Source organism: Rhizobium atlanticum, assembly GCF_030182485.1.
Lineage (GTDB): Bacteria > Pseudomonadota > Alphaproteobacteria > Rhizobiales > Rhizobiaceae > Rhizobium.
Window position 1 is genome coordinate 117,452 of record NZ_JAQJCJ010000021.1, and the last position, 14,794, is coordinate 132,245.

At 62.0% G+C, this 14,794-nt stretch carries 14 protein-coding genes; 5 read left to right on the forward strand and 9 right to left on the reverse strand.

Annotated features, from left to right (window positions below):
* Positions 1 to 9 precede the first annotated feature (9 nt).
* The 4 genes from PH551_RS26525 to PH551_RS26540 all read right to left on the reverse strand — a co-directional run bounded on the left by PH551_RS26525 (position 10) and on the right by PH551_RS26540 (position 4,369).
* A complete protein-coding gene (locus tag PH551_RS26525; RefSeq protein WP_285195658.1) occupies positions 10 to 1,776 on the reverse strand; it encodes a flotillin family protein in 1,767 nt (588 codons plus the stop codon).
* On the reverse strand, positions 1,773 to 2,420 hold the full coding sequence (locus PH551_RS26530; protein WP_285195659.1) for an OB-fold-containig protein: 648 nt from the start codon (positions 2,418 to 2,420) through the stop codon (positions 1,773 to 1,775). Before PH551_RS26530 ends, PH551_RS26525 begins: the two co-directional genes overlap by 4 nt.
* A 5-nt stretch (positions 2,421 to 2,425) precedes the next feature.
* Positions 2,426 to 3,565, reverse strand: a complete 1,140-nt coding sequence (locus tag PH551_RS26535) for a PspA/IM30 family protein (protein ID WP_285195660.1) — start codon at positions 3,563 to 3,565, stop codon at positions 2,426 to 2,428.
* Positions 3,566 to 3,757: 192 nt separating this feature from the next.
* On the reverse strand, positions 3,758 to 4,369 hold the full coding sequence (locus tag PH551_RS26540) for a CDP-alcohol phosphatidyltransferase family protein (protein ID WP_285195661.1): 612 nt from the start codon (positions 4,367 to 4,369) through the stop codon (positions 3,758 to 3,760).
* A 202-nt stretch (positions 4,370 to 4,571) separates the two neighbouring features.
* Here PH551_RS26540 and PH551_RS26545 point away from each other — a divergent pair, with 202 nt between their 5' ends.
* The 3 genes from PH551_RS26545 to PH551_RS26555 are packed head-to-tail and all read left to right on the forward strand — an operon-like array spanning position 4,572 to position 8,133.
* Complete coding sequence (locus PH551_RS26545; RefSeq protein ID WP_285195662.1) at positions 4,572 to 6,356, forward strand: bifunctional alpha/beta hydrolase/class I SAM-dependent methyltransferase; 1,785 nt, start codon at positions 4,572 to 4,574, stop codon at positions 6,354 to 6,356.
* Between the two features lie 53 nt (positions 6,357 to 6,409).
* Positions 6,410 to 7,696: a phosphatase PAP2/dual specificity phosphatase family protein gene (locus PH551_RS26550; protein ID WP_285195663.1), complete on the forward strand. Its 1,287-nt coding sequence runs from the start codon at positions 6,410 to 6,412 to the stop codon at positions 7,694 to 7,696.
* Positions 7,693 to 8,133, forward strand: a complete 441-nt coding sequence (locus tag PH551_RS26555; RefSeq protein WP_285195664.1) for a hypothetical protein — start codon at positions 7,693 to 7,695, stop codon at positions 8,131 to 8,133. The genes PH551_RS26550 and PH551_RS26555 overlap by 4 nt, the downstream gene beginning before the upstream one ends.
* Positions 8,134 to 8,202: 69 nt before the next feature.
* Here the strand turns inward: PH551_RS26555 and PH551_RS26560 are convergent, their stop codons facing one another.
* The 3 genes from PH551_RS26560 to puuD form a co-directional block, all read right to left on the reverse strand.
* Positions 8,203 to 9,345: an alpha-hydroxy acid oxidase gene (locus PH551_RS26560; RefSeq protein WP_285195665.1), complete on the reverse strand. Its 1,143-nt coding sequence runs from the start codon at positions 9,343 to 9,345 to the stop codon at positions 8,203 to 8,205.
* Between the two features lie 124 nt (positions 9,346 to 9,469).
* The gene (gene guaD, locus PH551_RS26565; protein ID WP_285195666.1) at positions 9,470 to 10,777 is read right to left on the reverse strand and encodes a guanine deaminase; all 1,308 of its coding nucleotides are present in this window, start codon (positions 10,775 to 10,777) and stop codon (positions 9,470 to 9,472) included.
* Entirely contained in the window at positions 10,774 to 12,012 is a 1,239-nt protein-coding gene (gene puuD / locus PH551_RS26570) for a urate hydroxylase PuuD (protein WP_285195667.1), read from the reverse strand. Before puuD ends, guaD begins: the two co-directional genes overlap by 4 nt.
* A 352-nt stretch (positions 12,013 to 12,364) precedes the next feature.
* On the opposite strand from puuD, the gene PH551_RS26575 reads away from it, so the two are divergent.
* A complete protein-coding gene (locus tag PH551_RS26575) occupies positions 12,365 to 12,697 on the forward strand; it encodes a hypothetical protein (RefSeq protein WP_085778989.1) in 333 nt (110 codons plus the stop codon).
* Between the two features lie 54 nt (positions 12,698 to 12,751).
* On the opposite strand, the gene gcvA is transcribed toward PH551_RS26575, so the two are convergent.
* A complete protein-coding gene (gcvA, locus tag PH551_RS26580) occupies positions 12,752 to 13,648 on the reverse strand; it encodes a transcriptional regulator GcvA (protein WP_085778988.1) in 897 nt (298 codons plus the stop codon).
* Between the two features lie 101 nt (positions 13,649 to 13,749).
* On the opposite strand from gcvA, the gene PH551_RS26585 reads away from it, so the two are divergent.
* Positions 13,750 to 13,953 (forward strand): hypothetical protein, encoded by a 204-nt coding sequence (locus PH551_RS26585; RefSeq protein WP_285195668.1) that lies wholly within the window; start codon positions 13,750 to 13,752, stop codon positions 13,951 to 13,953.
* Here the strand turns inward: PH551_RS26585 and xdhC are convergent.
* Positions 13,929 to 14,744: a xanthine dehydrogenase accessory protein XdhC gene (gene xdhC, locus PH551_RS26590; RefSeq protein WP_285195677.1), complete on the reverse strand. Its 816-nt coding sequence runs from the start codon at positions 14,742 to 14,744 to the stop codon at positions 13,929 to 13,931. The two genes, PH551_RS26585 and xdhC, sit on opposite strands and share 25 nt — an antisense overlap.
* Between the last annotated feature and the right edge of the window lie 50 nt (positions 14,745 to 14,794).

The following is a 14,794-nucleotide window of genomic DNA, read 5'->3' on the forward strand; positions in this document are numbered from 1 at the left end:
GCGCTGCGATCAATCCTTCTCGGGCGCGTGAGGAGCGATCGTTTGTACGGGAGCCGCGGCCGATGCTACGGGCTTTACCGGAGTGGCGGGCGGAATTGCAGGCCTTGCCGGGGGTGCCGCCGGCTTTGCCGGTTTTGCGCCGTCGAGATTGCCAAGGAGGGATGAGATGGCGTTGTCGCCGTCGAATCCGGCTTCCTTCAATAGCTTGTCGAGGATCGGCTTGTTCGCCTGATAGGAGAGCAATTGCCCGGCCAGCCCGTCGCCGAGACCGATGCCGCTTTCACCGTTCGCGCCGTTTCCGCGGCCGAGCATGCCGCCGGTGTCGAAGATGCGGATATCGGAGATCTTCTCGATCGGCTTGACCGCCTCGGCGAGCGCCTCGGGAATGATGCGGATACGCTCGCGGGTGATCTCGAACTCGATGATGGTCTGGCTGAGTTTGTTGCGCGCCTCATTGAGGAGCGCCTCGCTTTCGGCCTGAGCCCGGCCGGTTTCGAGGATGCCTTTGGCCTTGATGATTGCGGCATCCGCCTCGGCGGTCGCGAGCGTCTTGATGGCTTCCGCCTGGTCGATCGCGGCCTGTTTTTCGGCCTCCGCGCCGACGGTGACGGCGGTGGCCTCGGTTTCGGCGGTCTTGCGGGCGTCGATCACGGCGATCTGCTTTTCACGTTCGGCGATTTCGATCGCCTTGGCGGTGCCGACCTTTTCCTCTGCCGCGATCGCCCGGGCGCGGGCCATTTCGGCGGTCGCCTTCGCCTCGGATTCTTCTCGGCTCTTGTTGGCGACAGCGATGGCGCTTTCCTGCGCCACGATCTGAAGGTCGCGCTTGGCTTCGGTATCGCGCTGCTGGACGGCGCGGGCGGCATCGATGTTTGCGCTTTCGCGGGCCTGCTTGGCGGCTGCCTCGCGCTCGGCGATCGGGTGTTCGGCGGCGATGCGGGCTTCCTCCTCGGCGCGTTTGGCCGCCTGTTCCTGTTGTGCGGTTTCGGCGCGGGTCGCCGCGGATTTGTTGGCGATGTCGCGTTCCTGGTTGAGTTCGGCTTCGCGCTTGGTCCGCTCGATGGCCAGCGATTGCTGGCGGGCCTCCAGGTCCTTCTGGGCGATGGCGACTTCGGTGTCGCGGACGATTTCGTTGCGCTCCTTCTTGCGGCCTTCGGTGATGCGGGTCAGCGCCGCCAGCCCCTGCGCGTCGAAGAAATTGTTAGCGTTGAAATGCTTGATGTCGGTCTGGTCGAGGCGTGTCAGCGACACGGATTCAAGCTCGAGGCCGTTCGACTGGAGGTCGGCGCCGACGGCTTCCTGCACGGCCTTGACGAAATCCATGCGCTGCTCCTGCAGCGCGTCGAGATTCATGGTCGCCGCCACCGAGCGAAGGCCGTCGACGAATTTCGCTTCGATCAAGATGCGAAGCGCCTCGGCGTCGTTGGTGCGGCTGCCGAGCGTCTGGGCGGCCAGCGCGATCGACGAAGCGTCGGGTTTAACGCGGACGTAGAATTCGGCGCCGATATCGACGCGCATGCGGTCCTTGGTGATCAGCGCATCGCCTTCGCCGCGGCGAACCTCGAGGCGCAGTGTCTTCAGGTTGACCCTGGCGATGGAGTGGAAGATCGGCAGGACGACGGAGCCGCCGTCGAGCACGACCTTCTGGCCGCCGAGGCCGGTGCGCACATAGGCCTCGTCGCGGCTGGAGCGCGTATAGAGAGAGGCGAGAACAAAACCGATGCCGAAGATCAGAACGATGCCAATGCCGGCCGGTAGAATAATGTCATACATCATGGCTGCTCCCTGAAAGATTGATTGTCCGCTGCGGCGGGGTCCGCCAGTGCGGGAATGGCGATAAATACATCTGCCGTACGATCGACGAGGAGAACCTCCGTGCCAACCTTGAGAGGCTCCTGATCTCTGGCGGCCTTGGCTCTCAGCACGTGCCAGTTTCCATGCTGGTCCTTGACGCGGACGCGCCCCGGCAGTCCCTGATCAAGCGGGCCGAGCGATACTTCGGCGGTCCGGCCGATCAACGTGTCGAGATCGACGGCATAGGTCTCGTCGTGTGGAACGAGCCGCGCCACGGTTCTGCTCGAGGCCCTGACCATGGGCACGGCGACCAAGATGGCGGGAATGGCGGCGACGGCGGCGGGAAGCGGCGCCCAGAAGGCGTTGGCGACGGCCTGTATGGCAAAGCCCGTCATGGCGAAGAAGCCGAGCGCCAACATGATGAGGATGAGGAGGGGAACGCCGCCGACGTTGAGCCAGGACAGATAGCCCGAAAACCCGTCATGGGCATGAAAATCCGGTTTTCCCATAAATTCCATGATCGAAAAACCCATGACGGTCGCGAGCATCTCGATCGCGGTCAGGCCTGCGAGCACGGCGGCGGCGATGGCGAAGGGGGCACATTCGGGGGCGAAAAGAAGTGCCATCGGCGTTACCGGTTATCCGCCTTGAAGCGTGCGAGGCGTGCTTCGATCGCTTGTTCGCGATGCAGCCGGTCGAGTTCATCCAGTTCGGAGCTGTTGATATGGTCGCCTGATGGAACGCCGGTCAGCCGCGACACCGCCGCCGCAGCCCGGGCAGCATCGGCGCCCGGCGCGGGCCGGCTATGGCCTGTAGCGGCGTCCTCGGGATGTCTGGCGATGCTGCGCTTGAAATCGGCAAGGCGGGCGTCGGCCTCGCGGCGCGTGGCGAGCACGGCCTGTAGGGCTTTCTGGCCTTCGTCCAGCTGCTGCCTGGCATCGGCCAGCGCCTTGTCGAGTGCGGCGATCTGGGCTTCGAGATCAATCTGGCGGGCGACGCCGGCCTTTGCCAGATCATCGCGCCCGGAAGAGACGGCGAGGCGGATCTTTGCGTCGAGCGCGTTCATATCCCCGACGATCTCGTCCCTGCGGCTCTGGATGCGATATTGCTCGGCGCGCGCCTTGCCGAGATCGGTGCGGGCCTCGTCCGCTGCCGCATCGATCTCGCGGATCGCCTGTTCGATCACGGCGATCTTGTTGACGCCTTCCGCCTTGTCGACCGCTGCATTCGCGATGCCCGCGATCAGGCGGCCCATGCGGGAAAGAATGCCTTCATTCGTCATGTTTTCCTCCATCCGAGCGGAATTCGGCGTGACGCCGATGTGGATCTCGTAATGATCCGGCTCTGCAACGAGGTAGGCCGGAAAAATGCTCTCCCATCCCCGTGAATAACCGGCGACATCGAAGGGCACGGCAACGCGTCCATGCACGGTGGCGATGGTCAGATCCGAAGGGCCTTTGATGGCGAAGAGCTTGTCGTCGAGGGGCATTTGCGGCGGGTCGACGATCATGCCGCGATTGGCAGCGAAATCGCGAAGGCCGAGTGTGACCAGCCGTGCCGGCAGGCCCGTTTGTTCGCGCACGGTTTCATAGGCAAGGTCGTGCAGGACGACGAGATTGGCGCCTGCCTTGTCGTCGATGATTTCAGCGAGGATGTCGATCATCCTGCGGTAGGCGGCGATGGTGTCATCAAGCGCCTGGCGGGCATGATCATCCGGTGCCAGCACGTAGCGCAACTGCGATGGATGCTGTGTCTTGCCCACGTTTGCCATGAGTAAGACATAAAGCACCGCTTTTGTGCTTTCAAGGAGAGCGGAAAAAAATAGAGGCTGTGTTTAACAGGTCGTTAGGAGGAGTGGCTTGGAAGAAGCGCCAGCCAAGCAACTCGTAAGAAGCAGCGTTCAACACTAGTTTCGAAATACAGTACCAGTGAAAGAACGGGCGGCCGATCGGCTCCGCGCTTTCTATCGGCTGGCCGTTTGCGACTCCCGAATACCGGCGCTGATACGGTTGATGGTGGTCCATACGAGAAGCAGGGCCACCACGGCCCAAAGCCATGAGGTCCAAGCGGCAAACGTGCCGCCAACGGCGACAAAGATGCCGAGCGCGCCGAAAAGCACCGCACGGTCGCTCTTGCCCAGCGGCCCGTCATAACGCCGGCTTGCCCCAACCGTTTGACCCAGGACGCCGGCAAATTCCGTCAGCGCCGAGAGGAATATGACAGCCATGACCGGCATCAGATCGTTCGGATCGATGAGCGCAAACGGGAAATAAAGGGCGGCATCCGACACGACGTCACCGATCTCGTTGAGATAGGCGCCCAAAATGCTCTTTTGCCCATGTTCGCGCGCGAGCATGCCGTCAATGGCATTGAGGCCCATGCGCAGTAGAAACCATACAGGCACCAACACGAACCAATGCGGGAGGGGCGCGACGCTCAGGAAAAGCCCAAGTGCAACCGAGACGGCGGCAGCAACAGAAGTCACCTGATTGGCGGTAACACCTCGTGTCGCAAGCGAGCGCACCAGGGGGCGAAGAATATTCTGAAACCGGGACTTCAATTGATAAACAGACATGGTACCTCAGTGGAATTTCGCGGCATTTGAACAGTCTATCCCGGCTGGGTCCGTGCGGATCATCGTAGCTGTGGGAAAGCCCGCACTTCAAATCGGCTCACCCAAAGGACTTATCATTTGCAGCTAGACTTTTGCAATGAAAGCAACTCACTGTTGCCGGCAATAGATGCAACCTATCCACTGATCAGAATTGGAGACGACCGTGCTGCAGACTACCGACAGCGAGCAACCGTCCTCGACGACCAGACCCATGCATGAATCCGAATTCGCATCGCATGACGGGACTCGACTGTTTTATCGGACGTGGCCTGCGACCGGTGCTTCACCGAAGGGCGCCATCATTCTTCTCCATCGCGGCCACGAGCATAGCGGCCGCGTCGCCCATCTCGCCACCGAGCTCGGCCTCGATGATTTTGCCTTCTACGCCTGGGACGCGCGCGGTCACGGACGTTCGCCGGGAGAGCGCGGTTATTCGCCATCCTTCGCTGCCTCGGCGCGTGATCTCGATTGCTTCGTCCGCCATGTCAGCGAGACCAGCGGTACTGCGGTCGAAGACATCGCCGTCATTGCGCAGAGCGTCGGCGCCGTCCTTGCCGCCATCTGGGTGCACGACTATGCGCCGCCGATACGCGCGCTGGTGCTGGCCTCACCGGCCTTCAGCGTCAAGCTCTATGTGCCTTTCGCCAGGGAAGGCATTGCGCTCTGGGAAAAGTTCAAGGGGACATTCTTCGTCAATTCTTACGTCAAGGCGAAGTTTCTGACGCATGATCCCGAGCGCATTGCCTCTTTTGAATCCGATCCGTTGATCACGCGGCCGATTGCCTCCAACATTCTGCTGCAGCTCTACGAGGCGGCGGCCCGCGTCGTCAACGACGCCCGCGCCATCACCGTGCCGACCCAGCTGCTGATCTCCGGCAGCGACTGGGTGGTACGGCACGCGCCGCAGCATCGGTTTTACGAAAACCTCGGCAGCCGCATCAAGGAACGGCACGTGTTTGCCGGCTTCTACCACGACACGCTCGGCGAAAAGGATCGCGCGATTGCGCTCGCCGAAATCCGCCGCTTTTTCGATGCGCGTTTCGCTGAGCCGCGGGCGCCTGCCGACCTGCGCACCGCCCATGTCCAGGGCTATACCAAGGACGAAGCCGACCGGCTCGCGAGCCCGTTGGATGCGACATCCGCACGCGGCATCTACTGGGCGCTCAGCCGCCTCAACATCCGGATCGGGGCGCTGGTGTCCGCAGGCATAAGGACCGGGGCGAAGACCGGTTTCGATTCCGGCTCGACGCTCGATTACGTCTACGAAAACAAGCCCCGCGGGCTCGGTCCCGGCGGGCGGTTGATCGACCGGGTGTTCCTCGAGGCGGTCGGCTGGCGCGGTATCAGGCAGCGCAAGCTGCATTTGCAGGAACTGATCGACCACGGGCTGCAGCGCCTGAAAGCCGCCGGCCGCAGCACTCATATGCTCGACATAGCGGCCGGGCACGGGCGATATGTCCTTGATGCTATCGAGACCGCTGCAGTGCGTCCCGATAGCGTGCGGCTGCAGGATTATTCCCTCATCAACGTCGAGGCCGGCCGCAACAGCATCGCCGCGCGCGGCCTCAGTGATTTTGTGAGCTTCCGCCAGCAGGATGCCTTTGACGGCGAGGGGCTGGCCGCAATCACGCCGGCTCCGGACCTCGCCATCGTCTCCGGCCTGTATGAGCTGTTTTCCGACAATCAGATGATCGCCGCATCGCTCGAAGGGATCGCCCGCGCGATGCAGCCCGGCGGTCTGCTCGTCTACACCAACCAGCCATGGCATCCACAGCTGGAGATGATTGCTCGCGCGCTCACCTCTCATCGCGGCGGTCAGGCATGGGTGATGCGGCGGCGCACGCAAGAGGAAATGGACCAGCTGGTCGCCGCAGCCGGTTTCCGCAAGATCGAACAGCGCATTGACCAGTGGGGCATTTTCACCGTCTCGCTGGCGGAGAGAGTTTGAGGGCAACGCCGTTGGGGCAGGCACATTCTCCACTTTCCCGAACAGCGCCGGTCATGAAGCGGGCGGCGTGCTGGCTCGCCTTCCTGGCGCCGTTCTTCTATCTGACCTATGGCGGCGCCAACTGGCTGGCGTCGCAACGCGCTGATGTGCCGAACATTGCCTTCGCATGGGAAAGCGCCATTCCGTTCTTGGGATGGACGATCATTCCATATTGGTCGATCAATCTGTTCTACGGGCTCTGCCTGTTCATCAACACGACGCCGCGCGATGTGGATATGCTGGCAAGGCGTTATCTGACGATCCAGTTAATCGCAGTCGCCTGTTTTATCGCGTTTCCGCTCGAAGCAATCTTCGTGCGGCCGGCCACGAGCGGCCTGCCCGGTTTCATGTTTGCTGTCCTCGGTGGCTTCGACAAGCCGTTCAACCAGGCGCCGTCGCTGCATATCGCGCTGCTGGTGGTGATCTGGGACCATCTGCGCGGCCGGCTGCCGCGCAGGGCCCGGCTTCTCTGGCACTGCTGGTGCTTCCTCATCGGCGCCTCCGTGCTGACGACGTGGCAGCATCACGTCATGGACATACCGACCGGCGTGCTGCTCGGTCTGTTTGCCGCCTGGCTTTTCCCACGCGATGCCGGTTCGCCTCTTGCCAATTTTGCGTTGAGCGACGACCCGAAGTCGCGCCGTCTCGGCATCTATTATCTGTGCGGTGCTCTCGCATTTCTCGGCCTTGCAGCGCTCTTTACTCCTCTGTCGGCCGCAGCGCTTCTGTTGCTCTGGCCGGCGGTTGCGCTGGCGATCGTCGCAGCTGGATATCTCGGCGCCGGCCCGCAGATATTCCTGAAACGCGCCGATGGCCGGGCCGCACTTGCCAGCCGCTGGCTACTGGCGCCCTACCGGCTCGGCGCCGTCGTCAATGTTTGGCTCTGGACACGCAAAATACCGGCATCCGTGATGATCGTTGACGGTGTCCATCTCGGCCGTTTTCCGCGCCGCCACGAGGCCGACCATTTCGCCACGGTGATCGACATCACCGGCGAGTTTCAGCGCCCAAGCGGGACATCAAGGCGCTGGTGCAGTTTTCCCACCCTCGATCTGACAGGCCCCGACGAGATCCAGACGCGAGCCGCGGCGAACCTCATCGAGATTGCGCGCCACCAGGGACCGGTCCTCGTCTGCTGTGCGCTCGGTTTCCAGCGGAGCGCCGGCGTCATCGTGCGGTGGCTGCTCGTCAGCCGACGTTGCGAAACTCCAGCAGAAGCGCTGCGGCTGATCGAAAGGGCAGGGCGGCGTGTTCATCTGCCCGAGGAAAGCATCCATGCCGTGACGGAGGGCTTGCAATGACGCAATGGAATGCCAAGGCCTCGGCGGCTGCGCGAAATCTGGGTCGCAATTCAATCGTCTGTGGGCTGACAGCGCTGTTGCCGCTGATTATCGGCCCGATCACTCAGGGATATCGAGGTTTCGCTCCAGCATTCGGCTGGCTCTTGATGCTCGTCTTCTGCGGGATCGTGCTCGCGCTGGCGATCCATCTCCTTTTCGATGCGCTGTTGTTTCGCCTCGCGTCGAGCCATGAGACAGAGGCCGCCGGTCTTGCCGCCGTCGACGACCTGCTCTCCCGAATGCAGCTTCGCAAGCCTGACGGGACATCGCCTGGCCTCGAGAGGCGGATTGCCGGATCGCGCCGCATCGTGTGGCGGCAGCGTTTGGCGCTCGCCATCTGTCTCGCGATTTTTGCGATCCTGCTGCTCACCGCGGGTGACGGCCGGCCGCTGTGCTGAATCGCATGCCGTTGCGCAGGTCGAAGATATTGCCGACCCATCGGGGCGTTCAGCCAGTGCCGACTTCTCTCAGCCGCGCCCCGATATGATCGACGCATCCACGTCATTGATGTCGCGCTTGCCGCAGAGGGCCATCGTGATGTCCATCTCCTTGCGGATGATGTCGAGCGCCAGCGTGACGCCTTCCTTGCCCATGGCGCCAAGCCCGTAGAGGAAGGGGCGGCCGATATAGGTGCCCTTGGCGCCGAGCGCCACGGCCTTCAGCACATCCTGGCCGGAGCGGATGCCGCCGTCGAGGTGGACTTCGATGCGGTCGCCGACGGCGTCGACGATCGAAGGCAGCATGCTGATCGAGGAGGGGGCGCCGTCGAGCTGACGGCCGCCATGATTGGAAACGATGATCGCATCGGCGCCGGTATCGGCGGCGGCCTTCGCGTCTTCGGGATCGAGGATGCCTTTGATGATCAGCGGGCCGCCCCATTGCTCCTTGATCCAGGCGATATCGGCCCAGGACAGCCGTGGGTCGAACTGCTCGTGCGCAAACTTGGGCACAGAGGCGACATTGGCGACGTTCTTGGCATGGCCGACGATATTGCCGAAGTACCGGCGCTTTGTCTGCAGCATATCAAGGCACCAGAGGGGCCGGGTTGCCATCTGCCAGATATGTTTCGCGGTCAATTTCGGTGGGGCCGAGAGACCGTTGCGCAGGTCCTTATGGCGCTGGCCGAGGATCTGCAGGTCGGCGGTCAGCACCAGCGCGGAGCATTTCGCCGCCTTGGCGCGACGGATGAGGTCGAGGACGAAATCCTTATCTTTCATCACATAAAGCTGGAACCAGAAAGGACGCGTCGTCACCGAGGCGACGTCCTCGATCGAGCAGATGCTCATCGTCGACAGGGTAAAGGGAACGCCGAATTCTTCCGCTGCCCGCGCCGCCAGCATCTCGCCGTCGGCGTGCTGCATCCCGGTCATGCCGGTCGGTGCGAGCGCTACCGGCATCGATACTTTCTGGCCGATCATCGTCGTTCCGAGCGTGCGGTCGCTCATATCAACGAGCACGCGCTGGCGCAGCTTGATCTGACCGAAATCGCTTTCATTCGCCCGATAGGTGGATTCCGTCCAGGCGCCTGAATCCGCATAGTCGAAAAACATTTTCGGCACGCGGCGCTGCGCGAGTTTTTTCAGATCGTCGATGGTGAGCGGAGTTGCCATGAATCGAACCTTCTACAGGTTTAAATGCGACCATCGCCCATAACATGAATCCTAAAAGAAGGGTTACGGGAAACATCCGCCTCAGACGGTCTTCACTGTACCTCGTTGGGGGGAACCGATATCGTCAAAGCCCTGTTTTCAAGGCAATGCCGGAAACGTAGGTCTCGGCGATCGCTCTGTCGTCGCCCATCGTCTGAAGCAGGAAGAGTTCCTCGGGCAGGGTCTTTACCGTTTCCATCTTCAGCGCCATGGCCGGGGTCGCGGCCGCGTCGAGGACGACGAGGTCGGCTTCGGTGCCGGGGTCCAGCGTGCCGATCCGGTCGGCGAGCGACAGCGCCTCGGCATTGCCGCGCGTCATCAGATAGTAGCTTTCCAGCGGGTTCAGCCGTTCACCCAGCAACTGCTGGATCTTATAGGCCTCGTCCATGGTCCTCAGCATCGAATAGCTGGAGCCGCCGCCGATATCGGTTGCGACACCGATGCGGACCGGGTTTTGGCGCCGCGTCAGCGCCTTCAGCGGAAAGAGACCGGAGCCGAGGAAGAGGTTTGAGGTCGGGCAATGGACGGCGACGGCGCCGGCCTCGCTCATGACATCGGCCTCGCGTTCGGACAGGTGGATGGCGTGGCCGAAGAGGCTCTTCGGCCCTAGCAGACCGTAGCGGGCGTAAATGTCGGTATAGTCGATCGCCTCGGGATAGAGCTCGCAGGTGAATTTAATCTCGTCGTGGTTTTCCGAAAGATGCGTCTGGATGTGAAGATCGGGAAATTCGCGGGCGAGCGCCGACGTAGCCTCCATCTGCGCCGGCGTCGACGTGATGGCGAAGCGCGGGGTGATGGCGACATGGTTGCGGCCTTTGCCGTGCCAGTCCGCTATCACTTGGCGGGTCTCGTCATAACCCATCTCCGGCGTGTCGAGCAGGCCCTGGGGAGCGTTGCGGTCCATCATCACCTTGCCGCCGACCATGCGCATATTGCGCTTCATCGCCTCGGCGAAGAAGGCGTCGGCCGAGGTCTTGTGCACGGAGCAATAGGCGACCGCCGTCGTCGTGCCGTGGCGGATCAGCTCGTCGTAGAAATGTGTGGCGATCCTTTGCGCATGCGCACTTTCGACGAAGCGGCATTCCTCGGGGAAAGTGTAGGTATTCAGCCATTCGAGCAAGTTGGCGGCATAGGAGGCGATCACCTGCATCTGCGGAAAATGCAGGTGCATGTCGATGAAGCCGGGCAGGATGAGATGCGGGCGATGGTCGATCTCGGCCGTGCCTTCGGCGGCTTTCGCCTTGACGTCGGCATAGGGGCCGACTGCGGCGATCAGCCCGTCCTCGACCAGCAGGCCACCGTCTTCCTCGTAGAGATAACTCTGGCTGTCGGCGAGACTCAGCGGCGCGCGATGGAAAGAGAGGAGGCGGCCGCGGAGAAGTGTCGTCGTCATTGTTTCTTGCCTTCGACTGCGCTTTCGAACCAGGCGACGAGCAGTCTGCGTTCGTCCGGGGTAATATCGGTCACGTTGCCGGGCGGCATGGCATGGCTGCGGCCTGCCTGTATATAGATTTCTCGGGCATGGGCGGCAATTTCCGCGTCGTTTTCGAGCATCACGCCTTTCGGCGGCCGCACGACGCCTTCATAGGCGGGCTCGGCCGCATGGCACATGGAACAGCGTGTCGAGACCAGTTGCTTGACGGCCGGAAAATGCGGATTTCCGGCGAATTGCTGGAAGGCGGGCGCCACCGCCGCCGCATCCGTCTCTCCCGTCAGCAGCTTCGGCACCGTCGAAAGCCACATGATCAGGATGAAGAGGATGACGGTGACGATCCAGGTCCAGGTCGGCCGGCCTTTCCTCGCATGGGTGGTGTTGAACCAATGGCGGATCGTGACGCCCATCAGGAAGACGAGTGCTGCGATCACCCAGTTGAACGCCGTTCCGAAGGCCAGCGGATAATGGTTCGACAGCATGAAGAAGATGACGGGCAGCGTCAGATAGTTGTTGTGCAGCGAACGCTGCTTGGCGATCTGGCCGTATTTCGGATCGGGCGTGCGGCCGGCGATCAGATCGGCGACGACGATCTTTTGGTTCGGGATGATGATCATGAAGACGTTGGCCGACATGATCGTCGCCGTGAAGGCGCCGAGATGCAGGAAGGCGGCGCGGCCGGTGAAAAGCTGCGTATAGCCCCAGGCCATGAAGACCAGCACCACATAGAGCACTGCCATCAGCCCCCAGGTGTTGCGGCCAAGCGGGGATTTGCACAGCAGGTCATAGACGATCCAGCCGAAGGCCAGCGACGCCAACGAGATCAGGATCGCGACGGGCGGACTGATATCGAGGACGTGGCGATCGATGAGAAACAGGTCGGCGCCGCCATAATAGACGATGCAGAGCATGAGAAATCCGGAGATCCAGGTGAAATAGCTCTCATATTTGAACCAGGTCAGGTGCTCCGGCATCTGGGCCGGCGCTACCAGATATTTCTGGATATGATAGAAGCCGCCGCCATGGACCTGCCATTCCTCGCCATAGGCGCCGGGCGGCAGATGCGGGCGTTTCACCAGTCCCAGATCGAGTGCGATGAAATAGAAGGATGATCCAATCCAGGCGATCGCGGTGACGACATGGAACCAGCGGGCCGCGAAGGCGAGCCATTCCCATGCTATGGCATATTCATACATCGAGTTCCCCTATCTTCCTCCGACTCGCGACATTGCGGAAATTTTGGCGGGGAGGAAAGAGGAGAATGATGAACCGCACAGGCCCTTCGCAAGGCGGCGGGCCGGGGCGGGGCGCTGGCAGTCGCCATTGGTTTTGCCTATGTCGGCGACCGCTGACGCATCGCCGATCTGTCGTCCCGTGCCTAAAAGCTGCCGAGAAGGCCATGCATTATGACTGTCTCATACTGGATTGGCAGAGATTTGCCGATCTTGAAACTATGATGAGCAGATACAGTTAGGTTTGCAGGCCGCCGGCATGAAATAAAAAGAAACGTTAGATATCGGCGGCGCATTCATCGACGGAGAGATGCCCATGCGCAGCATTCTGACGTGTGTGATGATGGCATACGCATCGTTGGCGACGGCTCACGACGCACCTTCGGGGTGGAGTTATGACCCCTATTGTTGCAATGGCGACAGTCATAATGGCGATTGCCAGATGATTCCGTCGAAAAGCGTGGCGGTGACACCAAACGGATATCGTGTGACGCTGATGCCGGGCGACCACCGCCTGGTCACGCATGCTCACGTCTTTCTGCTGCCGATGACGAAGGCAATGCAGTCCGGGGATGGTGATTATCACCTCTGTCTGTTTCCCAACGAGAACACGCCGCGCTGCTTCTATGCGCCGGAAATGGGGTTTTGAAGCCGAACCTAGCAAGGCCTATTCAGCCTGATTGGACCTGATCTGTTTGCCGGATCAGTTTCCGGCGGCTTTCATCTCTTCCAGGATCCAGTTGCGGAAGGCCTTGATCTTCGGCACGTTGCGGCGATTTTCGGGATAGGCGAGCCAGTAGGCCTTGCCGTCGCTGCGGGTCAGGTCGAAAGGCTGATAGAGCCGGCCGAGCGCGATCTCCGCCTCATAGAAGGCGGGGTGGAGGATGGCGACGCCGTGACCGGCGATCGCCGCGTCGGCTTCCATCGCCTGAGAGCCCAGCTGGTTGCGCGGGCGCCGATCGAGATCCGTATCGGTAACGCCGGCAGCTTCGAACCATTGCTTCCACCAGATGTCGCCGGCGTCGAAGAGGTCGAATTTCAGGAGATCGCGCGGCTCCTTAATGCCCCCTGCCGATTCCGCCAGCTTCGGGCTCAGCATCGGCGTGAACTCCAGGCCCATCAACCGGTGCAGCGCGAGCCCCGGCCAGTTGCCGTCGCCCCAGCGGATGCCGACGTCGATCTGTTCGCGGGCGAAGTCGATGATGTCGGAGGTCGCCTGAAACCGCACCGCGATCGCCGGATGCTTCAAATGGAAGGAGCCGAGGCGGGGCGCCAGCCATTTCGAGGCGAAGGTATGGGTCGAGCTGATGGCGAGCGTGCCTTCGACGCTGTCGCGCGCCGTTGCCATCGCATCATGCAGCATGGCAAAGGCCTCGGTCACCTTCGGGGCCAGCCGCTCGCCGGTCTCCGTCAGCGCGATCTGGCGGGGACGGCGCAGGAAGAGCGGCTCGCCGACATTCTCCTCCAGGAGCTTGATCTGATAGCTGACGGCCGTCTGCGTCATGCCGAGCTCATCACCTGCCCTGGTGAAGCTGCCGAGCCGGGCGGCGGCTTCGAAGACGCGCAGCGCATTCAGCGGAAATTGCTTCGACAGTTTCATGGATAAGTTCTCTTGATGCAGGCAGACGATCGTTCGATTGGAATAGCAGCATTTTTATCGGCAAGCTGCAACTCATACCATCAATCTGATGAGGTGACGTCATGGATTGCCAAGCTATCGAAGAGAGTCGGCCGCAACGGAATAGCAGTGTTTTCCTGCGTCTTGCCGGCTGGCTGGCGGGAAGCGCCGATCGCTTCTGCCGTTTGCCGCGGCTCGACCTTTCCGCCACGCCGGACCGCGTCAAGCGCGACCTCGGTTTCCTCGACGGCCGTGATCCTTATTATGAAGACGAGCGCATGCGGTAGGCTGCGAGTGCCGTCAGGATTTCGGCAGCCGTCATCGCGGCGATCACTTCCGGGCGCTTATCCCTGACGGCCGAACCGCCGATCGGCAGCGTCAGCCGCTCTATCCAGGCGCGGTCGCCGCCGGCCTCACGGGAAAGCCAGCTTGCGAAGGTGGCGCGTTTGGTCGCCGAGCCGATCATGCCGGTATAGGCGAGATCGGTTCTCTCAAGCGCATCGCGGGCGATGAGGAAATCCAGCGCGTGGTCGTGGGTGAGGATGACGACCGCGCCGCCGGCGGAAATATCCTTCACCAACGCTTCTGGCATTGGCACGAGCCGGGTGTTGATTTCATCCGGAAGGTTAGCAAGCTCTTCCTGCCTCGTTTCGACGACCGTCACGGACAGCGGCAGCGGCGCAAGGGCCGACGCCAGCGCCCGGCCGACATGGCCGGCGCCGAAGAGAAAGACCTCCGGCAGCCTGTCGATCTCGCCGGCAAGGCTTGCCTCGAGCTCATCCTTCAGCGCCTGCGTCAAGCGCCGAAACCGCAGTTGCGTGCGCCCGCCGCAACACTGGCCGATTTCGGGGCCGAGCGGGATTTCCATGGTAATCGCTCCGCCGGTTCCAGCCAGAATCTCACGCGCATTTGCAATTGCCATGAACTCGAACTGCCCGCCGCCGATCGTGCCCCAGAGGGCGTTCGCCGAGACGAGCATGAAAGCGCCGGCCTCGCGCGGAGTGGAGCCTTGCGTGCCGGTGATGTCGACGAGGACGCTCTCTGGGTGGGCGGCGAGGAAGGTTTGGAGGTCTTTCATGGAAAGACAACCGATGGGTATGTGGGCGTGGCACCCCCCTCTGTCCTGCC